The 22,147-nt window shown below is 66.8% G+C and carries 18 protein-coding genes; 7 read left to right on the top strand and 11 right to left on the bottom strand.

What is annotated here, in order from left to right:
* Positions 1-29: 29 nt before the first annotated feature.
* On the bottom strand, positions 30-1,292 hold the full coding sequence (gene ftsY, locus G5A46_RS10245) for a signal recognition particle-docking protein FtsY (protein WP_163849302.1): 1,263 nt from the start codon (positions 1,290-1,292) through the stop codon (positions 30-32).
* Positions 1,293-1,576: 284 nt separating this feature from the next.
* Between ftsY and G5A46_RS10240 the strand changes: the two genes are divergently transcribed.
* Both G5A46_RS10240 and G5A46_RS10235 read left to right on the top strand, forming a co-directional pair.
* Complete coding sequence (locus tag G5A46_RS10240) at positions 1,577-2,710, top strand: alkane 1-monooxygenase (RefSeq protein WP_163849301.1); 1,134 nt, start codon at positions 1,577-1,579, stop codon at positions 2,708-2,710.
* A gap of 37 nt (positions 2,711-2,747) precedes the next feature.
* Positions 2,748-3,182: a hypothetical protein gene (locus G5A46_RS10235; RefSeq protein WP_163849300.1), complete on the top strand. Its 435-nt coding sequence runs from the start codon at positions 2,748-2,750 to the stop codon at positions 3,180-3,182.
* Positions 3,183-3,228: 46 nt separating this feature from the next.
* On the opposite strand, the gene xseA is transcribed toward G5A46_RS10235, so the two are convergent.
* A complete protein-coding gene (gene xseA / locus G5A46_RS10230) occupies positions 3,229-4,890 on the bottom strand; it encodes an exodeoxyribonuclease VII large subunit (RefSeq protein ID WP_163849973.1) in 1,662 nt (553 codons plus the stop codon).
* Positions 4,891-5,147: 257 nt separating this feature from the next.
* Between xseA and purD the strand changes: the two genes are divergently transcribed.
* Both purD and G5A46_RS10220 read left to right on the top strand, forming a co-directional pair.
* The gene (gene purD, locus G5A46_RS10225) at positions 5,148-6,413 is read left to right on the top strand and encodes a phosphoribosylamine--glycine ligase (protein ID WP_163849299.1); all 1,266 of its coding nucleotides are present in this window, start codon (positions 5,148-5,150) and stop codon (positions 6,411-6,413) included.
* Between the two features lie 145 nt (positions 6,414-6,558).
* Positions 6,559-7,221 carry a hypothetical protein gene (locus G5A46_RS10220; RefSeq protein ID WP_163849298.1) on the top strand — a complete coding sequence of 221 codons (663 nt, stop codon included), beginning with the start codon at positions 6,559-6,561 and terminating at the stop codon, positions 7,219-7,221.
* 145 nt (positions 7,222-7,366) lie between these two features.
* Here the strand turns inward: G5A46_RS10220 and G5A46_RS10215 are convergent, their stop codons facing one another.
* Positions 7,367-8,086, bottom strand: a complete 720-nt coding sequence (locus G5A46_RS10215; RefSeq protein WP_163849297.1) for an FG-GAP repeat domain-containing protein — start codon at positions 8,084-8,086, stop codon at positions 7,367-7,369.
* Entirely contained in the window at positions 8,086-8,409 is a 324-nt protein-coding gene (locus tag G5A46_RS10210; RefSeq protein ID WP_163849296.1) for a 2Fe-2S iron-sulfur cluster-binding protein, read from the bottom strand. Before G5A46_RS10210 ends, G5A46_RS10215 begins: the two co-directional genes overlap by 1 nt.
* A gap of 183 nt (positions 8,410-8,592) precedes the next feature.
* Here G5A46_RS10210 and G5A46_RS10205 point away from each other — a divergent pair, with 183 nt between their 5' ends.
* Positions 8,593-9,156 carry a peptidoglycan-binding domain-containing protein gene (locus G5A46_RS10205; RefSeq protein ID WP_163849295.1) on the top strand — a complete coding sequence of 188 codons (564 nt, stop codon included), beginning with the start codon at positions 8,593-8,595 and terminating at the stop codon, positions 9,154-9,156.
* A gap of 119 nt (positions 9,157-9,275) precedes the next feature.
* Here G5A46_RS10205 and G5A46_RS10200 read toward each other — a convergent pair whose 3' ends face one another.
* From G5A46_RS10200 to rpiA, 6 genes are all read right to left on the bottom strand, one after another.
* Positions 9,276-10,742 (bottom strand): Do family serine endopeptidase, encoded by a 1,467-nt coding sequence (locus G5A46_RS10200; RefSeq protein ID WP_163849294.1) that lies wholly within the window; start codon positions 10,740-10,742, stop codon positions 9,276-9,278.
* A gap of 241 nt (positions 10,743-10,983) precedes the next feature.
* Positions 10,984-11,178 (bottom strand): DUF2065 family protein, encoded by a 195-nt coding sequence (locus G5A46_RS10195; protein WP_163849972.1) that lies wholly within the window; start codon positions 11,176-11,178, stop codon positions 10,984-10,986.
* On the bottom strand, positions 11,178-12,317 hold the full coding sequence (gene hflC, locus G5A46_RS10190; protein ID WP_163849293.1) for a protease modulator HflC: 1,140 nt from the start codon (positions 12,315-12,317) through the stop codon (positions 11,178-11,180). Before hflC ends, G5A46_RS10195 begins: the two co-directional genes overlap by 1 nt.
* Positions 12,317-13,528: an FtsH protease activity modulator HflK gene (hflK, locus tag G5A46_RS10185; protein WP_163849292.1), complete on the bottom strand. Its 1,212-nt coding sequence runs from the start codon at positions 13,526-13,528 to the stop codon at positions 12,317-12,319. The genes hflC and hflK overlap by 1 nt, the downstream gene beginning before the upstream one ends.
* A gap of 57 nt (positions 13,529-13,585) precedes the next feature.
* Positions 13,586-14,947 (bottom strand): glutathione-disulfide reductase, encoded by a 1,362-nt coding sequence (gene gor / locus G5A46_RS10180; RefSeq protein ID WP_163849291.1) that lies wholly within the window; start codon positions 14,945-14,947, stop codon positions 13,586-13,588.
* An 11-nt stretch (positions 14,948-14,958) separates the two neighbouring features.
* Complete coding sequence (gene rpiA / locus G5A46_RS10175) at positions 14,959-15,747, bottom strand: ribose-5-phosphate isomerase RpiA (RefSeq protein ID WP_163849290.1); 789 nt, start codon at positions 15,745-15,747, stop codon at positions 14,959-14,961.
* Positions 15,748-15,924: 177 nt separating this feature from the next.
* On the opposite strand from rpiA, the gene G5A46_RS10170 reads away from it, so the two are divergent.
* A complete protein-coding gene (locus tag G5A46_RS10170; RefSeq protein ID WP_163849289.1) occupies positions 15,925-17,295 on the top strand; it encodes an L-serine ammonia-lyase in 1,371 nt (456 codons plus the stop codon).
* A gap of 309 nt (positions 17,296-17,604) precedes the next feature.
* Complete coding sequence (locus G5A46_RS10165; protein WP_163849288.1) at positions 17,605-18,312, top strand: hypothetical protein; 708 nt, start codon at positions 17,605-17,607, stop codon at positions 18,310-18,312.
* Positions 18,313-18,435: 123 nt separating this feature from the next.
* Here G5A46_RS10165 and G5A46_RS10160 read toward each other — a convergent pair whose 3' ends face one another.
* Positions 18,436-22,059, bottom strand: a complete 3,624-nt coding sequence (locus G5A46_RS10160) for a hydantoinase B/oxoprolinase family protein (protein ID WP_163849287.1) — start codon at positions 22,057-22,059, stop codon at positions 18,436-18,438.
* Positions 22,060-22,147 lie beyond the last annotated feature (88 nt).

Genomic DNA, 22,147 nt, shown 5'->3' with positions numbered 1-22,147 from the left:
GCGGAGAGGCCCGGACCGGGCGGGGCGGCTCAGCTGTCCATCTCCGCCCCGGTCAGGGCGCGCGCGAAATCCTCCGGATCGAAGGGAGCGAGGTCGTCGATCTGCTCTCCGACGCCGATGGCATGGATCGGCAGGCCGAATTTGTCGGCCAGCGCCACCAGCACACCGCCCTTGGCGGTGCCGTCCAGCTTGGTCATCACCAGCCCCGAAACATCGGACATGCGGCGGAACGTCTCCACCTGGCTCAGCGCGTTCTGGCCTGTCGTCGCGTCCAGCACCAGCAGGGTGTTGTGCGGCGCGGTCGCGTCCTTCTTGCGGATGACGCGGACGATCTTTGACAGCTCCTCCATCAGGTCGGCGCGGTTCTGAAGCCGCCCGGCCGTGTCGATCAGCAACAGATCGGCGCTGTCCTCCTCGGCCTTGGTCATCGCGTCATAGGCGAGGGAGGCGGGATCGGTGCCGTGATCGGCTTTCAGCACCGGCACCCCGGCGCGCTGGCCCCAGACTTCCAACTGTTCGACGGCGGCGGCGCGGAACGTATCGCCGGCGGCGATGATCACCGACTTGCCCGCCGCGCGGAACTGCGACGCCAGCTTGCCGATCGTGGTCGTCTTGCCCGATCCGTTGACGCCGACGACCAGAACGACCTGCGGTTTCTTCGGATAGATCGGCAGCGGCCGGGCGACAGGTTCCATGATCCGGGCGACTTCCTGCGCCAGCAAGGATTTGATCTCGGCGGTGGACAGGCGTTGACCCAGACGGCCCTCCGCCATGTTGGCCGTGACCCGCAGGGCGGTTTCGGCCCCCATGTCGGCTGAGATCAGCAGATCCTCCAGCTGTTCCAGCATGTCGTCGTCCAGCTCCCGCCGGACCACGGGCGCACCGCCCCGCTTGAACAGGCGGGAGACCAGCCCGCCGGATTGCGGCGCGGCCGGTTTCGACGCCGGCGCAGGTGCGGGATCCGGTTGCGGCGCGGGGATGCGGTCGGGCAGCGGGGCGGGCACTTCGGACGGGCCCGGGGCGGGCAGCTCCGGTTGGGGCAGGTCGGGCACCGGACGCGCAGGAGGCACCGGCGCCGGGTCGGGTTCCGCAGGCTGCGGCAGGTCCGGTTCGGGCTCATGCGGGGGCTGATCAGGGGGCAGATCGGGTGTCGGGACCGGCGCCGTCCCGGGCGCGCCGGGGCGGGTGTCGTCCTCGGCGGTTCCACCGTCCTCCACGATGGCGTCCAGCCCTTCCTCCAACCGGGAGGAGGATTTGAACAGGCGATCCTTGAGTTTCGTGAAAAAGGCCATGGTCAGCGCATCCTTACATCTGCACCTGACGTAATACGCCTGCGGCCAAGATGGAAGGGCGCCGCGCCGGCCCCGCGCCCGCTGACCCACGCCCCGCCTCGTCCCCGATCCCGGTCCATCGCCGGTCCCGGCTGCCGTGCGCCGCCCCGGCCCGCCGCATCCGCGCACAGCGCGGCCCGCCGCAGCGCAGCGGCTGCCGCATTCTGTCCGAGGTCATGCCCCATTGCGACCCGAATTGCATGCGATCCCTGCCCGCGACCCATTCCCGAGTGTTCGAGGCCCCCATGCCGGCGTTTCTTTTGGCCACCCTGATCCCCGTCCCCCTGCTGATCACCGCCACCGCCATGGGCGGCTGGGTCGGTTGGGCCACGCTGGGCTACCTGACCCTCTTTACCGCGCTGCTGGACCAGATCCTGCCGCGCAACTGGTCCAACGACGACCCCGGCGCGGCCCATGTCAGCGGCGCGGGCCTGTCTGTCGCCCTGGGGGTGCTGCACCTGTTCCTGATCGTGATCGCGATGCGGTTGGTCGGCGGACCGGGTGGCGTCGCCGGCTGGGACATCGTGCCTGTGGCACTGGCCTATGGCATCTATTTCGGTCAGGTCTCCCATCCCAACGCGCATGAGCTGATCCACCGTCCGGGGCAGCAATCGCGGCAGCTGGGGCGTATGGTCTACACCTCCATGCTGTTCGGGCATCATGCCTCCTCCCATCCCAAGATCCACCATGTCTACGTCGCCTCCCGCTACGATCCCAACACCGCGATGCTGGGCGAAGGGTTCTGGCGTTACCTGCGCCGCGCCTGGATCGGCTCCTTCATCGAGGGGGCCCGGATCGAACGTTTCGACCTGAAACGCGGCGGCCGCAGCTGGCACGCGCATCCCTACGGCGGCTACGTGCTGGGCGCGGCGGGGCTGTTGCTGCTGGCCTACGGTTTTGGTGGCTGGACCGGCGTCGCGGCCTATGTGGCGATCTGTTTCTTTGCCCAGGTGCAGATCCTGCTGTCCGATTACGTACAGCATTACGGGCTGGAGCGTGACCAGACCGCCGAAGGCCGCCTGCTGCCCGTGGGGCCGGAACACAGCTGGAACGCGCCGCACCGCTGGACCAGCGCAATGATGCTGAACGCACCGCGCCATTCCGATCACCACATGCATCCCGGCCGGGTCTATCCCGCCCTGCAACTGGATCGTCGCGACATGCCGATGCTGCCGCGCAGCCTGCCGGTGATGGCCACCGTCGCCCTGTTTCCCGGCTGGTGGCGCCGGGTGATGGATCCGCGCGTCGCCCAATGGCAGCAACGTGGCCTGACCGGCGCCCGCCCCGGCACCGCCGCCCTGCGTGCCGCGGACCGCGAGGCCCCGCAGGACCAGGATTCGGGCGAGGCGCTGCCGCCCCTGCGCGGCGCCGGTATTTGAGGTTCCCGCCCGCCCCTGAACCTGTCAGGATCCGACCATGCGAGATCACCTGCCTCCCACCCGTTTCGGATTGGCCTGCCGGGCCTTGCTGGGCGCACTTGCCCTTTCAGCCCTGCCCGTCGTGGCGCAGGACCGGATGGACGCCGCCGCATTCGACGCCTACACGCAGGGCAAGACCTTTCATTACGGCGCCGGCGGCGAAGCCTACGGGGTGGAGGAATACCTGCCTGACCGCCGCGTCCGCTGGTCCTTCCTCGACGGGGATTGCAAGGACGGGCGCTGGTACGAAGAGGCCGGGAACATCTGCTTTGTCTACGATGACATGGGCGCGCCGCAATGCTGGAGTTTTTTCCTGGGCGCGCAGGGCATGACCGCCCGGTTCGAGAATTCCGCCGGTCCGACAACGGAATTGTACGAGGTCCGCAGCAGCCAGGCGCCGATGCTTTGCCACGGGCCCGAAGTCGGGGTCTGAGGGCCGGGCTGTCGCGCCGTGAATGGCGGCCCTTCCGGCACCTGGTTCAGAACAGCGACCCCTGGTCAGGGTCTTCACCCCGCGGCGGTTTCTGCCGGGCGGATTTCGCGGCCGTTTTCGAGGCGGGCTGGGGCCTTGATGTCGTCGCGGCAGTCCGGGCGGGCGTCGGGTCCCCCGCCCCCGCCGGCGCGGCAGCCATAGGCGCCGCCTCCCCCCCGCCTTGCGGCACGACATTCAACAGCCGGTCGCCGGCGAATTCGATGCGCAGCGCGGGCTGCTCCGCCGCCGCGTCCCGGTCGGTAAAGACCTCCCCTCCGCCCGCACCGCGAATCACGGCATAGCCCCGCTCCAGCGTTGCCTTGTACCCAAGGGAAGCGCGCAGACGGTCCGCCGCGTCCAGCCGATCACGGCGCTGCGCGACCCCGCGCTGCGCGACCTCGGCAAAGCGGCGGGCCAACGTGGCGTGATCGGTGCCGCGCCGTGCCACGTTGCGGGTCAGCTCGCGCAGGCTCAACCGGTCGGCGCGGCGGGCCAAGGCGTCACGCTTCACCGTCACCGCGCGGTCCAGCGCCGGATCCAGACGCCCGGCCCAATCCGCAAGATGCCGCTGATCGGTCCGGATATGGCGCAGCAGCACATTCGGCCGCAGCGCACCGCTGCGTTCCGACAGCTGCCCGCGCCGCTGCGCGACCAGACCGGTCAGCGCCCGGGGCAACCGGTCGCCCAGCAGGTCCAGCCGCTGGCGGGCGCCCTCCGTCAGGCCCTGCGGACGCGGCAGCGCCCGGCCCAGATCGCGCAACCGCTGGCCGCGCAATTGCAGACCGCGCGTCTGGCTGCGCAGCAGCCGGGCGCCCATGTCGGCGGACCAGGCCATCAGTTCCGCCCGCACCGGCACCGCCAGTTCCGCCGCCGCCGTCGGTGTCGGCGCCCGGTGATCGGAGACGAAATCAATCAGCGTCGTGTCCGTCTCGTGCCCCACCGCCGAGATCAGCGGAATCTCCGAATTCGCAGCCGCGCGGGCGACGATTTCCTCGTTGAAGCCCCAAAGATCCTCGATCGAGCCACCGCCCCGCGCCACGATCAACAGGTCGGGACGCGGGATCGCTCCGCCCGGAGTCAGCGCGTTGAACCCGGCGATGGCGCGGGCGACTTCCGGGGCACAGGCGCGGCCCTGCACCGCCACCGGCCAGATCAGCACCCGGCGCGGGAAGCGGTCGCGCAACCGGTGCAGGATGTCACGGATCACCGCCCCCGAGGGGGAGGTTACGACGCCGATCACTTCCGGCAGGAAGGGCAGCGGACGTTTGCGGGCCGCATCGAACAGCCCTTCGGCCTGCAATTGCGCCTTGCGTTTTTCCAGCATCGCCATCAGCGCGCCCATGCCGGCGGGGCGGATATCCTCGATCACGATCTGGTATTTCGACTGCCCGCCAAATGTGGTGACCCGGCCGGTGGCGATGACTTCCAGCCCCTCTTCGGGCTGGGTCTCCAGCCGGGAGGCGACACCCTTCCAGATCACACCGGACAGGACCGACCGGTCATCCTTGAGATCCAGGTACACATGCCCCGACCGGGGCCGGCTGACGCGCCCGATCTCGCCGCGCACGCGGATATGGGAAAACTCGCCCTCTATCACCCGCTTGATCGCGCCGGAGATTTCGGTGACGGAAAATTCCGGCGCGTTCTGCGGCGCCTCGTCCTCGAACATGTCCACGTCTGGCAGCCCCCTTGTTGCGCCGCCAGCATAGCAGACCGGCAGGGGGTCGGAAGGGGGCGGGGGGCGAAAGGAGGCGGGGGGGGGCGAAAGGGGATCAGCGTGGGAAAGGCCCGGCCGCGAAGCTCCGCACCGGCGAGGACCGGGGCGTCGCGGAACCGGCAGCGTTGCCCTTGGGGCCGGGCGCGGCTAAACCGCGCGCAACGATCCAAGACCAGACAACGGTTCAATACCAGACAAGGGCCCGCGACATGAACATCCTGATCCTCGGCGGCGGTGGCCGCGAACATGCGCTCGCCTGGGCCTGCATGCAAAACCCGAAATGCGACAAGCTGATCGTGGCGCCCGGCAATGCCGGGATTGCGCGGATCGCCGAATGCGCCCGGCTGGATATCGAGGACGGCTCCGCCGTCACCGGCTTTGCCGAGGAAAACGCAATGGATTTCGTCATCATCGGCCCGGAGGCCCCGCTGGCCGCCGGGGTCGGCGACGCGCTGCGTGCCGCCGGATTCACCGTGTTCGGCCCCTCGCAAGCCGCCGCGCGGCTGGAGGCCTCCAAGGCCTTCACCAAGGAAATCTGCGATGCCGCCGGCGCCCCCACCGCCAGCTGGGCCCGCTTTACCCAGGCCGAACCCGCCCGCGCCCATATCCGCAAGACCGGAGCGCCCATCGTGGTCAAGGCCGACGGGCTGGCCGCCGGCAAGGGCGTGATCGTGGCCATGGACGAGGAGACCGCCCTGGCCGCCATAGACGACATGTTCGGTGGTGAATTCGGCGCCGCCGGCGCCGAGGTGGTGATCGAGGAATTCATGGAGGGCGAGGAGGCGTCGTTCTTCGTGCTGTGCGACGGGGAGAATGCCCTGCCCATGGGCACCGCGCAGGATCACAAGCGCGCCTTTGACGGTGACGAAGGGCCCAACACCGGCGGCATGGGCGCCTATAGCCCCGCGCCGGTGCTGACCCAAACCTTGCAGGATCAGGTGATGGACCGGATCATCCGCCCCACCCTGGCAGAGATGGCGCGGCGCGGTACGCCCTACCAGGGAGTGCTCTATGCCGGGTTGATGATCCGTGACGGCGCCGCGCGCCTTGTGGAGTACAATTGCCGGTTCGGCGACCCGGAATGCCAACCGCTGATGTTGCGGCTGGGGGCCCAGGCGCTGGACCTGCTGCAAGCCACCGCCGAAGGGCGCCTGGACGATGCGCAGGTCAACTGGGCGGAGGATCACGCGATGACCGTGGTCATGGCCGCGCGCGGCTATCCCGGCGCCTACGAGAAGGGCACGGAGATTCGCGGCTTGCCGGATCTTCCCGAAAGCAGCTTTGCCATGTGTTTTCATGCCGGCACCCGGCGGGAGGACCGCCGCATCCTGGCCAATGGCGGGCGGGTGCTGAACCTGACCGCGCGCGGCGCCACCTTGCAGGAGGCCCGCGATCGCGCCTACGAGATGGTCGCCGCGGTCGACTGGCCCGAGGGGTTCAATCGCAGCGATATCGGCTGGCGTGTATTGGGATGATCCCCGCCCCGATTTCGTGAGATCGCCCTGGATCTGGCCGCGCGCGCCACGCATTGTCCCCCATCCGGGACAAGGAGGCGCGACACAGCGTCAGTTCGGCGCGAAAGAGCTTGCTCCCGCGGCCGACCCTGCGTCATGCTACGGCATGACCCCGAAACACGTGCACGACATTCGCCGGACCTTCCACTTCCGCCCTGCCCGGCGGCGGCGGCAGGAACGCTGGGTGCTGGACGGCACAAGCCTGCGCGGCCCTTCCTCCACGCGGCTGCGGCTGGCCGACGTCACCGGCCTGTCGCTGTCACAGCGCCGTCGGGGCGGGCGGCGCGTGCTGCGGATGGAGATTCGCACCGGGGCGCGCGTTCTGCGGTTGCAAGTGGCAGTGCGCGCCAGCCTGTGCCCCCCTTCGGAGAACCTGACCCGGTTCATCGCCCTGGCCGTCGCCCTGGCGGAAGATCTGGCCCGGGTCCGTCCTGACCTGACCTTCAGCACCGATCCCCTGACCCCAGCCGGATTGGCGGGCTTCCCCGCCGGGCTGGTCGCGGCCGGACTGCTGGGCGGGCTGACGATGCTGGGACTGGCCGGGTTGGCGGGGGTGGTGCCGGGATTGGTCCTGCCGCTGGGCAGCGTGGCGGCGACCGGACTTCTGGCCTTGGCCGGGGTGCTGGCATTGGCGCGCTATCGGCGCAGGGTGCGGGCGTTGCCCTACCCGATCACTTCCCTGCCCTTCGTGCTGTCGGTCATGGCCGGCGACCTGCCCGCCAAGGCCGAGGACACCGCCCCGCAGCCGATGTCCGCCACTCTGGCCTGAACACAGCCCACCGCCTGCCGTGGCGCGCGCGGGCAGATCGGCCCTGAGCGCCATTTCGGCGTTCCGGCACGCGGGGCCGCAAAGCGTTCGGCGCGGCCAGGCCACATGAAACGGGATAGTGCGGACCGCTCTCCCGCTCGGCTGTTCAGCGCGGACAGGTCAATGCGGCGTTCAGGCTGTCCTTGTCCGCCAGGGGCGCGATGGCCCGCGCGGTGATCTTCTGCCCGTCGAACCGCGCCGCGATCACCTGGCGCCAGTCGGCGGAGGCCAGCACCATCTCGACCCCCTTGTCACATCGGCGCAACCCGCCGGGAATATCCGGCCAGCCGATGCGATGATTGGTCAGCCCTGCGGCGCTGGCCACCTGCGTCAGCGTGGTGTCGGAATAGCGCCAGATCCGCAGCACCCGTGCCAGGTGCGGCCGGTCGACATAGGCGATTTCCATCCGGCCGTCGCCGTCCAGATCGGCAGCGCCCACCGGTGCCAGCCAGCGATTGGCCTGACCGATATGTGGCGTCGCCGTCATTCGCCCCGCGCCCGACCAGATCGCCAGCCGGGCGCCCTTTCGACGGTCGCTTTCCACCACGATCACCTCGGGGGCGCCGTCGCCGTCCAGGTCGGCCAGGCGGGGGGCCGTGTCCTCGAACACCAGGCGTTGCGGCAGGACGTGGCGGCGGCGTGTGCCATCCGACAGCGTCAGCACCAGCGCGCCCCATTCCACCGCATCGCCCAGGATCCCATGGGCATAGCGCGTCGTCGGCGCCGCGTATTGCGCGCCCGTGATCGCCTGCGCAGACAGCGGCGCCGCCGTCAGCCAGGCCAGGCCCAACCCCGCCACCAGTGCAGTGGCGGACAGGCGGCGCATCAGATCTGTTTTTCCGGCATCTGGACAACCAGACCGTCCAGCGCATCGGTGACCTTCAGCTGGCAGGTCAGGCGGGAGCGTGCGGGATCGGGCTCGTAGGCGAAATCCAGCATATCCTCTTCCATGTCGTCCCGAACTGGCAGTTTCTCCACCCAATCGGGATGCACGTAAACGTGGCAGGTCGAACAGGCGCAGGCGCCGCCGCAATCCGCCTCGATCCCCGGAATGCCATTGTCGCGGGCGCCTTCCATCACGGTCAGCCCGTTGGCAACATCGACCACGTGTTCGGTGCCGCCATGCTCGATATAGGTGATTTTCGCCATGCGCGTTTCGCCCCTTTCCATCACTTGGACCCGTTCCTAGCGATCCGGGCCGCGCTGTTCCAGCCTTGATTGCCGCAACCGGGTCACGCCAGCGCGAGGCATGGCCTGACTGTTTCGGCCGCCAGCTTTCCCAGCCGCGGAAAAGCAGCTAGGCTTCGGGCGAACATCGACCGGCAGGCCACCATGACCCATCCCCCTTTTCCGATCCTGCGGACCCTCCGGCTGATGGCACTGCCGTTGTTGGTGGCCGGTTGCGGGGACATGGCGCTGGTGCCGGCCAGCCTGGGCGCCCCGGAGGTCACGCAGATCCGCAACGCCGCCCCGCCGGGCGCGCCGCCGGGCACCTGTTGGGACCGCGATGTTGCCCCGGCAGTGGTGGAGACGGTGACCGATCAGATCCTGGTGCAGCCACCGCAGATCTCTACCGATGGCACCGTGCGGCAACCGGCGATCTACCGCACGGAAACCCGTCAGCAGATCGTGCGGGAGCGGCGCGACCAATGGTTCCGCACCCCCTGCCCGACCGACCTGACCCCGGATTTCAACGCCTCCCTACAGCGCGCGCTGAGGGCGCGGGGCCTCTATTCCGGGCCGGTGAGCGGCATGATGGACGCCCGCACCCGCCGCGCCGTGCGCAGCTACCAGCGCGAACAGGGGCTGGACAGCGCGGTCCTGTCGCTGGCGGCCGCCCGGAAGCTGGGGCTGGTGACCGTCGACCTGGCCGACAGCCCGGCGCCGGAGGGATAGTCTGCGCCAGCCCATGTCGACATGCGAAAAGGGCGCCCAATGCGGGCGCCCTGTCCATTTTCCGGTTCAATCGGTCGTGGCCGGATCAGGCGTAGCACCTGATCAGGCGCGAAGCCCGGTCATTCCTCGACCACGGGCAGGCCGACAAAGCGCGGCTCTCCCGCGCGGCGCACCAGCAGCAGGATGGACTTGCGCCCGGCATCCTCTGCCTCCGTGATGCGGGTTTCCAGATCGGCGATGTTGGTCAGCTGCTGCTGGCCCGCCTCCGCGATCAGGTCACCGGCGCGCAGGCCTTTTTCATAGGCGACGGACATCGGATCGACGTCGCGCACCACCAGCCCCTCGGCACCGGCGGTTAGTTCCAGCTGTTCGGCCAGTTCCGGAGTGACGGGGCTGAGGGTCATGCCCATCAGCTCCTTCTCCGTGGGGGTGTCGGGCAGGTCCGGTCCGTCCTGGGACGCGGGCACGGCGCCCTCCGCCTCTTCGCGGCGGCCGAGCGTCACGCTCAGCGTTTCTTCCTCACCGTCGCGGAAGACCACCACATCCACGGACTTTCCGACGCTGGTATTGCCAACCCGGCGGACCAGGCCTTGCGTGTCCTCGACCTCGTAGCCGTCAAAGCTGAGGATGACGTCGCCGGGTTGAATCCCGGCTTCGCGCGCCGGACCTTCTGGAACGTCGGTGATCATGGCGCCGCTGGCAGCGGCCAGATCCATGGCTTCGGCCATGTCGTCGGTCACGTCCTGGATGCGCACACCCAGCCAGCCGCGCCGCGTCTCGCCGAATTCCTGCAATTGCTCGACAACGCTGCTGACCACGTTGGACGCCATGGAGAAGCCGATCCCGATGGAGCCGCCGTTGGGCGACAGGATCGCGGTGTTCACGCCGATGACCTCGCCATCCATGTTGAACAGCGGGCCGCCGGAATTGCCCCGGTTGATCGCCGCGTCGGTCTGGATGTAATCGTCATAGGCGCCCTGCAACGCGCGATTGCGCTGCGAGACGATCCCGGCAGAGACGGAGAACCCCTGCCCAAGCGGGTTGCCCATGGCCACGACCCAGTCGCCCACGCGGGCGGTGTCGCTGTCGCCGAAGCTGACGAAGGGCAGCGGTTCTTCCGAGGTGACCTTGAGCAGGGCGATATCGGTGGTTGGGTCGGTGCCGACCACCTCTGCCGCGAGTTCGTCGCCGTTGAAGAATTCGACGGTGATTTCATCCGCCGCCTCGATCACGTGGTTATTCGTGACCACGAAGCCATCGGCGGAGATCACGAAACCGGAGCCAAGCGCCGAGGACCGGCGCGGCCGGCCGTCACCGCGATTGCGGTCCTGGAATTCGCGGAAGAAATCCTCGAACGGGGATCCTTCGGGGACGATGGGTGCGGGGCCGGTACGTCCGGTGACGGTGGTCGATGTGGTGATATTGACCACGGCAGGGCTGAATCGATCCGCGAGATCCGCAAAGCTTTCTGGCCGGGCCAATGCCTGCACGGCCTGGGCCAGCATCAGGACCACCGCAAGGAGCGCGGTCCAGATCAACCTGTAAGCCTGCGTGGATTGGGACGGCAGGGAGAGTGCCTTCTGCATTCCCTAAACTCCTTCCTTGTCTTGCTGCTGCGGCCGACGTCGCGTCGGACCGCGATGTTTCGCTTATCAATGTAGGCGCTTGTCGCCGCAACACAAAGACAATCGCGCCGCGTCACTAGGCCGTGACACGCTTGTGAGGCATCAACCCGCCGCCGTCAGCCAGGCGATGCGGGTCCAGAAAACCCCGAAGACATGAAGAAATCGTTTCGCCCCGTGGGAGAATTTCGCGGCAAGGGGGCGGTCAGGCGCCCAGCAGCACCGCCAGCCAGGCCAGCGCCAGCCCACCCGCCATGGCCGCCAGGCCCAGGTTGCGGCGCTGATCCAGTGGCAATTGGCGCAGCGCCTCCAACAGGCGCTCCACAAGCGAAGGGGCCAGCGCATAGGCCAGCCCCTCCACGATGAACACAAGCCCGAGGGCCAGAAGCGCCTTGGCGATCACTGATCGGCGGTCCCGGTGGGTTCGGCGGTGCCATCGGTGGCATTGTCATCCGCATCGCTGACAGGCGCAGTGCCGGTGTCGGCTTCCGTCCCGGTTCCCATATCGGCATCCGTCCCGACAGAGGGGGCGCTGTTGCTCTCCTCCTCGGCCTGCTGTGCGTCGCGGGCTTCGAGATCCTCGATCGTGGGCGGCTCCACCTCGGGGAGATCCTCGATCACCTCGGGTTCGGCCTCCAGCTCGGCAGGATCGAAAGCCGCCGGGCCGGCGCCGCTGGGGTTGTTCGACCGCAGGTAGTTGAAGAACTCGCTATCGGGTGAGATCACCATGGTCGAATTTTCCCCGCGCAGCGATTTGCGGTAGGCCGCGAGCGAGCGGTAGAATTCAAAGAATTCCTCATCCGCGCCAAAGGCTTCGGCAAAGATCGCGTTCCGGCGCGCATCGGCCTGGCCGCGAATGATCTCCGACAGGCGGTTGGCGGCGGACACGGTTTCGACGCGGGTCCGATTGGCCGCGGCACGCAATTCCTGCGCACGTTCGTTGCCGCGCGCGATCTCGTCGGCGGCCTCGCGCTCCCGCTCCGCCCGCATCCGGGCAAAGGTCGCGTCGAGGTTCTCCCGCGGGAGATCGGTCCGCTTCAGCCGGACATCTATGATCTCGATCCCCAGGCCGCTGGCCTCCCCTATGGCACCGTTGCGGATGCGCATCATCAGGGCGGCACGGTCGACGCTGAGAATGTCGTTCGAGGGGACGGAGCCGAGGATTTCCCGCGTTTGCGAGCGCAGGATGGAATCCAGCCGGCTTTCGGCCGCCAGGATCCCCCCGGTACCGACCGCCTGCCGGAACCGCCGCACATCGTTGATGCGGTAGCGGGCGAAGGCGTCAACCACCAGGCGGCGATCGTCCAGCGGCGTGACCTCCAGCGGGTCTATATCGCGGCTCAGGATACGGTCGTCATAGCGCACGACCTCCTGGATCAGCGGGATCTTGAACGCCAGGCCCGGATCTTCCTTCACGTCGACGACACGGCCGAATTGCAGGATCAGGGCCCGTTCACGCTCGTCCACGATAAAGACGGAGCTGAGCGCGATGGCGACCAGAACGAAGAGGGCGGGCAGAATGTAAGCGGTGCGGCGCATCAGTTGCTCCCCTGGTTGGTCGCGTTGCCGTTAGCGGAGGACGACTGGCGCTGGCCCGGCTGCTGCTGAAGCTGGTTCAGCGGCAGGTAGGGTACGACCCCGGAGCCGGAGGCGTTCTCGTCCAGGATGATCTTGTTCACGTCTCCCAGCACTTCTTCCATGGTCTCCAGGTACAGACGTTTGCGGGTCACGTCGGGCGCCTTGCGATATTCGGTCAGGACGGCCTTGAACCGGCTGGCCTCACCCTCGGCTTCGTTGACGACGCGGGCGCGATAGCCCTCCGCTTCCTCGCGGACCTGAGCGGCCTCACCCCGGGCTGCGGCGGTGACGCGGTTGGCATAGGCATCGGCCTGTTTCTCCAATCGGTCCCGCTCCTGCTCGGCCGCCTGGACCTCGCGGAAGGCGTCTATCACCTGTTCGGGCGGATCGGCCTTGTCGAAGTTGACGCGGATCACGTTGACGCCGCTGTCATAGCTGTTGAGCGTCGACTGGATCAGATCCTGAAGACGCGCGGCGATGCTGCCCCGGTCCCGGTTGAGGATCGGCGACAGTTCGGATTGGGCGATGATTTCGCGCATGGCGGATTCGGACACGGCCCGAATGGTCATGCGGGGGTCGCGCAGATTGAACAGGTACTTGGCCGGATCGGTGATGTTCCAGACGACCTGGAAATCAATGTCGACGATGTTCTCGTCGCCGGTCAGCATCAGCCCGCCGTCAGTTGTGCCGCGACCGGTGCCGATATCCTCGGTCTGTTCGCGGGTCACCGGCAGTACCTCTGCCGTGACAAAGGGCCAGGGTGCGAAGTTCAGCCCCGGTTGCCCGGTGGACGCGTAATCCCCAAGGAACAATTCGACCGATTGTTCCTCTGGCCGGACGGTGTAGAAACTGGCGAACAGCCAGACACCGAGGGCCACCAGAAGACCAAGCAGCACGGTGCCACGCGTCAGGGCCGGACCGCCCCCGCCCGTCCCGCCACCGGATCCGTTCGCGCCACCACGACCGCCGCGACCGCCCATCAGGACGCGCAGCTGATCCTGGCCCTTGCGCACCAGATCGTCGATGTCGGGAATCTGGGGGCCGTCACCGCGCCCGCCGTCACCGCCGGGCCGGCGACCGCCGCCGCCTCCGCCGCCATTTCCGGACGGCGGCGTCGGCCGCCCTCCGCCGGAATTGCCGCCACCCCAGGGGCCGCCAGATTGTCCCGCCATTGATACCCTTTCCCTCTCCTTGTCCTGCGCTCTAGATGTGCAGCAGAACCTCTATTTTCAAGTTTCCCGCGTCGGGCTGCGCATGGTCACGAGTTCCTCGGCCATGGTTGGATGCACCGCGCAGACACGGTCGAAATCTTCCTTGGTCGCGCCCATTTTCACGGCGATCCCCGCGATCTGGATCATCTCCCCGGCCTGCGGGGCAACGATGTGACAGCCCAGCACCTTGCGGGTCTCCTTGCTGACCAGCAGCTTCATCATCACACGCTCTGTCCGCCCGGCAAAGGCCTGTTGCATGGCCTTGAAGGAGGTGCAGTAGACCTCGATCGGTTCCTGCGCAGCGGCTTCTTCCTCGGTCAGACCGATGGTGCCCATTTCGGGCTGGGTGAAGATCGCGGTGGGCACCAGATCATGATCCGGCGAGGTCGGATTGCCCTTGAACACCGTCTCCACGAAGGCCATGCCCTCGCGAATGGCGACGGGGGTCAGCTGCAAACGGTCAGTCACGTCACCGATGGCGTAGATCGAGGGCACGGCGGTCTGGGAATAGCCATCTACCACAATGGCGCCCTTGTCGTCCAGCTCCACGCCGACGTCCTCCAGGCCCATCTTCTCCGTGTTCGGCGCACGGCCGGTGGCAAAGATGACGTGATCGAACACCCGTTCATCCCCGTTGGAGGATTTCACCCAGGTCCCGCCATCGCGCGGTTCCATCTCCAGGATGTTGGTGCCGGTGTGCAGATCGATGCCGCCCTGGCGCATCTCCTCCGAGATCAGGCCGCGGGCTTCCTCGTCAAACCCGTTGAGGATCTGCGCGCCCCGCAGGTATTGCGTGACCTCGACTCCCAATCCGTTGAAGATCCCGGCGAATTCGCAACCGATATAGCCGCCGCCGACGATCAGAACCGAATTCGGCAACTTGTCCAGCAGGAAGACATCGTCCGAGACCAGGCCGTGTTCCGCGCCCTTGATCGGGGGCAGGATGGGCCGGCCACCGGTCGCGACCAGAATGTGTTTCGCCGTCTTCTTGACGCCATTGCCCAACTGGACGGTATGGGGATCCACGATGGTGGCGCGGCCGTCGAACCGATCGACCCCGGAATTGTCCAGCAGCCGCTTGTAGACACCTTCCAGGCGGTCCAGCTCGTCGCTCAGCCGGCCGTGGAACTTCGTCCAGTCAAAGGCCCCTTCGTCGACCTCCCAGCCATAGGCGCGAGCGTCCTCGAACATGCATTTGTAACCGCTGGCAAACACCATCAGCTTTTTCGGGACGCAGCCCCGGATGACGCAGGTGCCGCCATAGCGACTGGATTCCGCCAGTGCCACCTTGGCATCGGCCTCACCGGCCGCGACCCGCGCGGCGCGCACGCCACCGGATCCGCCGCCAATGACGAAAAGGTCATAGTCGAACTCGCTCACGGCGTTGTCTCCTAGTCGTTCAGATCATTGAAAAGGTTGTCATCCTCGACGAAGTCCAGCCGCTTTTCCTCGGCCGTGCCCTCGTTGATATCCCGGATCTCGATCCGGCCGTCGCCATGGCCGATGATCACCGTGTCGCAGATATCGATGAACAGGCCGTTCTCCACCACGCCGGGCATCTGGTTCAGCACCATGGCGAGCTGGCGCGGGTTGCCGATGCGGCCCAGGTGCAGGTCCAGGATATGGTTGCCCTCGTCGGTGACAAAGGCAACATCGCCGTTCATCCGCAGCGTCGAATCGCGGCCCAGGACATCCATCTGGATCAGCGTTTCCTCGATCAGCGCCTGGGTGGTGCGCCAGCCGAAGGGCACGACTTCCACGGGCAGGGGGAAATTGCCCAGATGTTCGACCCGCTTGGCCGCATCGGTGATCACCACCATGCGATCCGAGGCCGTGGCCACGATCTTTTCCTGCAGCAACGCGCCGCCGCCGCCCTTGATCAGGCTCAGGTCCGCGTCGAATTCGTCGGCCCCGTCGATGGTCAGGTCCAGCCACTTTGCCTCATCCAGGGAGATCACCTCGATCCCGACCTCACGCGCCAGCGCGGCGGTGCGCGAAGAGGTCGGCACGCCGCGGATCTTCAGCCCCTCGTCCCGGACACGCTCCCCCAGGCAGCGCACCATCCAGGCGGCGGTGGAACCGGTGCCAAGCCCGACGCGCATGCCGTCCTCGACATATTCCACCGATTGTTTGGCAGCGACGAATTTGGCCTTGTCGATGGGCGACAGCTCTCCGCTCATGAATGGGTCTCCGGGGGCGGTTGCAAACTTGACCGCTTATAGGAAGAAGCGGGCCGGGATGCGAGGGGCGATTTCCCCGTGCCGCACGCCCTCACGCAAAGGTCAGGGCGCCGCGATCCGTGCATCAGCGGTCGCCTACCGGCTCGACACATGCGCGAAATCTGTCAGGGTGCCGGCATGTTCATATCCTTGTTCGATATCTTCAAGATCGGGATTGGCCCGTCGTCCTCCCACACGATGGGCCCGATGGTGGCCGCCGCGCGGTTTCTGGATCTGCTCCGCGCCGCGCCCTTCTCCGCCCATGGGCTGCGCGCGTCGCTACATGGCTCGCTGGCCTTCACCGGCCGGGGCCATGCGACCGACCGCGCCACGATCCTCGGGCTGGCGGGCTTTCGCCCGGACGATTACGACGCCACCGCTGCGGAGGCAGAGCTGAATCGCATCCGCGCCGAGGGCACGCTTCATCCCGACGGGCTGCCGCCCCTGATGTTCGCCCCGGCTAACGACCTGGTGTTCGACTTCGACGCCGCCCTGCCCGGCCACCCCAACGGCCTGCGCCTGATGGCCACCGACGCCCAGGGCGACGTGATCCAGTCGCAGGTCTATTATTCCATCGGCGGCGGCTTTGTCCTGACAGAGGAGGAATTGGCGCAAGGCAAGGCCGAGGCCGAGGGCCCACCCGTCCCCTACCCGTTCAAGTCCGGCGCCGAGATGCTGTCGATGGCCCGCGCGTCGGGGTGTAGCATCGCGCAGATGAAATCCGCCAACGAGATCGCGCGCGGCACCCGCGACGTCACCGGCGGCACCCGGCGGATCTGGCAGGTCATGTCCGATTGCATCGACCGGGGGCTGGCGAGCGAGGGCATTCTGCCCGGCGGGCTGGGGGTCAAACGCCGCGCCGGGGCCATCCACCGCGCCATCCTGGACGAACGCGGCCGCAACCTGGCCCCGCCCCACGTGGTGAATGACTGGATCTCCTGCTATGCCATGGCGGTGAACGAGGAAAACGCCGCCGGTGGGCAGGTCGTCACCGCCCCCACCAACGGCGCCGCCGGGGTGATCCCGGCGGTGCTGCGCTATTGGTTGCACCACGTGCCCGGCGCGTCAGAGGCCGGGATGCCCGATTTCCTGCTGACGGCGGCGGCGGTCGGTGGGCTGGTAAAGTTCAACGCCTCGATCTCGGGGGCGGAGGCGGGATGCCAGGCGGAGGTCGGCAGCGCCGCTGCCATGGCCGCCGCCGGCCTTTGCGCGGTGATGGGCGGCACACCGGAACAGGTGGAGAATGCCGCCGAAATCGCGTTGGAACATCATCTGGGCATGACCTGCGACCCGGTGAAGGGTCTGGTCCAGATCCCCTGTATCGAGCGGAACGGCCTGGGCGCGATCAAGGCCGTCAGCGCCGCCTCCCTCGCCCTGCGCGGCACCGGGGACCATTTCGTCCCCCTCGACGCCTGCATCGAAACCATGCGCCAGACCGGCCGCGACATGCACGAGAAATACAAGGAAACGTCCCTGGGCGGTCTGGCAGTGAATGTGCCGAATTGTTGAGGGAGGCTAGTGGTCGGGCGAACGGCGCTCCCAATTGCGCATCAACCGCCACTGCGCGCGTGGCAGGCAATCTGGTTTATCCCTCGGGCATCGGATTGGATAACACGCCCGCCACTTTGGTCATTTAGCGAAACGCCGTTTAATTCGGCCTCACGCCCATTCACGAACACCGAGAATGGAACCCTAAGGCATGCAGCTGCGCTCAGTTCGTCCCAAGGCGCATTGCGATACGCCCGACCTGTGCTACCGTCAGATCGAGAGAAGATTTTTTAACCCCGACCTCTGACCAAATTTGCGAAAGAGATAATTGTGTCGATTTCATCCATCATTTCACCACTTCAACTTCTTGCAGTGACAACACTCAGCCTCTTCACTCTCACTGAAGCGGCGCGGTCGGAAAGCAAAGCTGCCATTGCCGCGTCATGTATCGAAGCGATCGAACGAGGGGATACCGAAGAAGCCTTAAGAATTTCTGAAATTGTTATCAGATGGAAGTACTTGTATTCGACAGAGTTGATTGCAGACGCGAAGGAATGCCTGGATACAGGCACGGGTGAGCGCTGGGAATACTTCTCCACAAAAGGTAGATTTCTATCTGGAGCCGAAGCGCAAGCTGAAGAAGCCTTCATTGAAGGCGCAGATGACAGAAAGACCTCACGCGAGGAAGAGGAAGCTCGACTAAACTGTGCAGTTGCCCTCGCTCAGAACCGGGTTCTTCAACTGGAAGCGGATCATGCTCGATTCGCCAAAATGAAATCCAATGAAGCGCTGGAAGCTACTCTATCAACTTGCGTCAGATTATATGAAACAGACCGAGACGCAGCCATATTAAACTCAACGTGCAACGAAATTTTCCTGAAGTCGGGATTACCTGACACCGCGCACGAGTTTGACTATGGCGCACTGCTGCGCGCCCGGACAAAGTTGGCGCGCGCAAATCTCGAACGCATACGGCAAAGTAAGTCGCGCGATCTCAGCCAGAGTTCGGAAACTTACCTCTCCGAGGTATGCGGTTAGCGGGAGAACATCCGAATGCTCCGCTGAACAGGCTGTGCCGTCCAGGCCGCCCGAAGTAGAAATCTCCCACCGCAAAAAGGGCGCCCCATCGGGCGCCCCTTCTCTTCCCCCGTCAGACCCGGCTCAGCCTTCGCCGTAGCCGCCCGGGGTCGGGGTGACGATGATGACCGCGTCTCCGGCGGCGACGGTGGTCTGGTCGGCGTTCTTGAGCTCCTCCACCTGGCCATCCTTGCGGCGGATCTCGGTGCGGCCCTTGCGGCCTTCTTGGCCGCCGGCGATGCCCTGCGGCGCGCGGTGGCGGTGGGAGGCGAGAATGGACAGGTCCATATCCTCAAGGAACCGGATCACACGGGTCGTACCATCGCCGCCGCGTCGGCGCCCTGTCCCGCCGGAGTCCGCGTCGATGCCGAACCGTTCCAGCACCACGGGATAGCGGCTTTCCAGAACTTCCGGGTCCGTCAGGCGGGAATTGGTCATGTGCACATGCACCCCGGCCGCCCCGTCGAATTCGCGCCCGTCGTTCATCCGCCCGGCGGGAGAGCCGGCGCAGATCGTCTCGTAATATTGGTGGCGCGCATTGCCGAAGGTCAGGTTGTTCATCGTGCCCTCGGAATTCGACATCGCGCCCAGGGCCGCGAACAGCGCGTTGGTCACGTGCTGAGAGGTCTCCACGTTGCCGGCCACGACGGCGGCGGGGTAGCGCGGCGACAACATGCAGCCATCCGGGACGATGATGCGGATCGGGCGCAAGCAGCCCGCATTCATCGGGATCGGGGCCTCCACCATCACGCGGAAGACATAGAGAACCGCCGCGCGCGTCACCGGCTCGGGCGCGTTGAAGTTGTTCTTCATCGCCTCCGACGTGCCGGTGAAATCGACAATGGCCTCGTTCTTCTCCCGGTCGATGGTGATCTTGACCCGGATCACCTGGCCGCTGTCCGTCTCGTAGGCGCATGCGCCATCGTCCAGACGGGTCAGCACGCGGGCGACTTCGGCTGCGGCGTTATCCTGAACGTGGCCCATGTAGGCCTGCACCACATCCAGTCCGAAAAGGTCGATCATCGACGACAATTCCGCCGCGCCACGGGCGTTCGCGGCGACCTGGGCCTTCAGGTCGGCGACGTTCTGATCGGGGTTGCGACAGGGATAAGCGTGATCGGTCAACAGGGCGCGGATCTCCGCATCGCGGAACCGTCCGCCCTCCACCAGCAGGAAGTTGTCGATCAGAACGCCCTCTTCCTCGACGCTGGTGGCGCGCGGCGTCATGGAGCCGGGGGCCACCCCGCCGACATCCGCATGGTGCCCGCGCGAGGCGACCCAGAACAGGATCTGCGCCTGCGCCGCGTCGAAAATCGGGGTGACGACGGTGATGTCGGGCAGATGAGTGCCGCCGTTGTAGGGCGCGTTCAGGGCATAGACGTCGCCCGGTTTCACCCGGCCCTCATTCTGCCGGATCACCGCCTCCACCGACCGGTCCATGGAGCCGAGGTGCACGGGCATATGCGGTGCATTGGCCACCAGCGCGCCGTCAGCATCGAAGACCGCGCAGGAGAAATCCAGCCGTTCCTTGATATTGACGGAGCGCGAGGTCTTTTGCAGGGCCACGCCCATCTGCTCGGCGATATTCATGAACAGGTTGTTGAACACCTCCAGCAGAACCGGATCGGCCTCTGTCCCCGCCGCGCTGGCCCGGCTGGCCGCTTCGGTCCGGGTCATGAGGATATGATCATGAGTGCTGACCTGAGCGGTCCAACCGGGTTCGATGACGATGGTCTGGTTTGCCTCGATCACCAGCGCGGGGCCGGCGACACTGCTGCCGGGGGCGATGTCATCGCGCCGGACAACAGCCGCGTCGTGCCACGCCCCGCCGGAGAAGACGCGCACGCGATCGGCCACCGGCGCCTCGGACGGGGTTGCGGGATGTTCGGGTTCGGCATCGGCGGCAGAGGCGGCGGCTTCCCCCTCGACCTCGACGGCCTCGACCACCAGCTGCGCGTCAGGGTCGGTAAAGCCGAACTCCGCCTTGTGTGCCGTTTCGAAGGCAGCGACAGCAGCGGTGGCATCGCCGGACCAGACCACCGGCAGGGCTGTGTCCGTCCCGGCATAGCGCAGGTGCAGGCGCCGGGTCATGGCGACATCGGCACCGCTGACGCCCTGTTGCACCAGCGCCTCCTGGACCTCGGCCTGAAGTCGGGCCATGGCCGCATCCAGATTGCCCTGCCCCGCGGGGGTGAATTCCGTCTCCATCCCCTGCTGGCGCGCCTCAGTCACGCGGGCCAGGCCGATACCATAGGCCGAAAGCAAGCCGGACATCGGGTGGATCAGCACCTGGCGCATCCCCAACGCATCGGCGACCAGGCAGGCGTGCTGCCCACCCGCCCCGCCAAAGGCGTTCAGCAGGTAGCGGGTCACGTCATGGCCGCGCTGCACGGAAATCTTCTTGATCGCGTTGGCCATGTTCTCCACCGCGATACGCAGGAAGCCTTCGGCGACCTCTTCGGGGGCTTTGCCTTCAGCCTCCGCGATCTCGGTGAACCGGGCGACGACGGCATCGCGGTCCAACGGCTGATCCTGGCCCGGGCCGAAGATCGGCGGAAAGAAATCGGGGTTCAGCTTGCCCAGCATGACATTGGCGTCCGTCACCGTCAGCGGCCCGCCCCGGCGATAGCAGGCCGGCCCCGGATCGGCACCGGCACTGTCGGGGCCGACGCGAAAGCGCCCCGGTTCGGCATGCAGGATGGACCCGCCGCCCGCCGCGACCGTATGCACCCGGACCATGGGCGTGCGCATCCGCACCCCTGCCACCTGGGTTTCAAAGGCGCGTTCGAACACGCCGTCGAAATGCGCCACGTCGGTCGAGGTGCCGCCCATGTCAAAGCCGATTACCCGATCATGCCCAGCGATCTGGCCGGTGCGCGCCATGCCCACCACGCCGCCCGCCGGGCCGGACAGGATGGCATCGCGCCCCTTGAACCGGTCCGCCGCCGTCAGCCCGCCGGAGGACATCATGAACAGCAGCGTCGGCCCGGCCTCCTCGGGCGGGGTGGCGCCCAGGGCGCTGGCAACCTTGTCGACGTAGCGCGACAGGATCGGGGTCAGGTAGGCATCCACCACGGTGGTGTCACCGCGTCCGACCAGCTTGATCAGGGGGGAAACCTCGTGACTGGCGGACACCTGGCCAAAGCCCGCGTCGCGGGCGGCCTGTTCCAACTGGCGTTCGTGTTCGGGCGCCGCCCAGGAATGCATCAGCACGATGGCCACCGCGTCGATCCCGTCAGCGCGCGCCTGAGCCAGCGCATCGGTCACGCTGTCCGTGTCCAACGGGGTTTCCACCGTGCCATCGGCCAGTACGCGTTCCTCCACCTCGACCACGCGATCATAAAGCTGGTCGGGCAACAGGATCTCCTTGGCGAAGATGTCGGGCCGGTCCTGGTAGGCGATTCGCAGCGCATCACGGAAGCCGCGGGTGATCAGCAGCAGCGTGCGGTCGCCCTTGCGCTCTAGCAGGGCGTTGGTGGCGACGGTGGTGCCCATGCGCACGGTGCCGACGCGGGCGGGGTCGATCACGTCGTCGCCCAGGTGGCGGCGGATGCCCTCTATCGCTGCATCATCATAGGCTTCGGGGTTTTCCGACAGCAGCTTGCGCGCCGACAGCGTGCCATCGGGCGCACGGCCGATGACGTCGGTAAAGGTGCCCCCACGGTCGATCCAGAAATCCCACCGGTTGCTTGAAATCTGGTCAGTCATGGGGCGGCCTCCGCTGCGCGTTTCCAGGTACGATGACAATTTGTTGACAAAATGGAAGCGTTTGGTCAACCTGACTTTACACCGAGGG

Origin of the sequence: Pseudooceanicola aestuarii (genome assembly GCF_010614805.1) — a bacterium.
Taxonomy (GTDB): Bacteria; Pseudomonadota; Alphaproteobacteria; order Rhodobacterales; family Rhodobacteraceae; genus Pseudooceanicola; species Pseudooceanicola aestuarii.
Note: the sequence above shows the minus strand (reverse complement) of the source record. Positions and strands in the feature narration are given on the sequence as shown.

Bases quoted from the DNA above. Each gene is read 5' to 3' on its own strand.
- ftsY (WP_163849302.1), bottom strand. From the start codon at position 1,292: ATGGCCTTTTTCACGAAACTCAAGGATCGCCTGTTCAAATCCTCCTCC.
- G5A46_RS10240 (WP_163849301.1), top strand. From the start codon at position 1,577: ATGCCGGCGTTTCTTTTGGCCACCCTGATCCCCGTCCCCCTGCTGATC.
- G5A46_RS10235 (WP_163849300.1), top strand. From the start codon at position 2,748: ATGCGAGATCACCTGCCTCCCACCCGTTTCGGATTGGCCTGCCGGGCC.
- xseA (WP_163849973.1), bottom strand. From the start codon at position 4,890: ATGTTCGAGGACGAGGCGCCGCAGAACGCGCCGGAATTTTCCGTCACC.
- purD (WP_163849299.1), top strand. From the start codon at position 5,148: ATGAACATCCTGATCCTCGGCGGCGGTGGCCGCGAACATGCGCTCGCC.
- G5A46_RS10220 (WP_163849298.1), top strand. From the start codon at position 6,559: ATGACCCCGAAACACGTGCACGACATTCGCCGGACCTTCCACTTCCGC.
- G5A46_RS10215 (WP_163849297.1), bottom strand. From the start codon at position 8,086: ATGCGCCGCCTGTCCGCCACTGCACTGGTGGCGGGGTTGGGCCTGGCC.
- G5A46_RS10210 (WP_163849296.1), bottom strand. From the start codon at position 8,409: ATGGCGAAAATCACCTATATCGAGCATGGCGGCACCGAACACGTGGTC.
- G5A46_RS10205 (WP_163849295.1), top strand. From the start codon at position 8,593: ATGACCCATCCCCCTTTTCCGATCCTGCGGACCCTCCGGCTGATGGCA.
- G5A46_RS10200 (WP_163849294.1), bottom strand. From the start codon at position 10,742: ATGCAGAAGGCACTCTCCCTGCCGTCCCAATCCACGCAGGCTTACAGG.
- hflC (WP_163849293.1), bottom strand. From the start codon at position 12,317: ATGCGCCGCACCGCTTACATTCTGCCCGCCCTCTTCGTTCTGGTCGCC.
- hflK (WP_163849292.1), bottom strand. From the start codon at position 13,528: ATGGCGGGACAATCTGGCGGCCCCTGGGGTGGCGGCAATTCCGGCGGA.
- rpiA (WP_163849290.1), bottom strand. From the start codon at position 15,747: ATGAGCGGAGAGCTGTCGCCCATCGACAAGGCCAAATTCGTCGCTGCC.
- G5A46_RS10170 (WP_163849289.1), top strand. From the start codon at position 15,925: ATGTTCATATCCTTGTTCGATATCTTCAAGATCGGGATTGGCCCGTCG.
- G5A46_RS10160 (WP_163849287.1), bottom strand. From the start codon at position 22,059: ATGACTGACCAGATTTCAAGCAACCGGTGGGATTTCTGGATCGACCGT.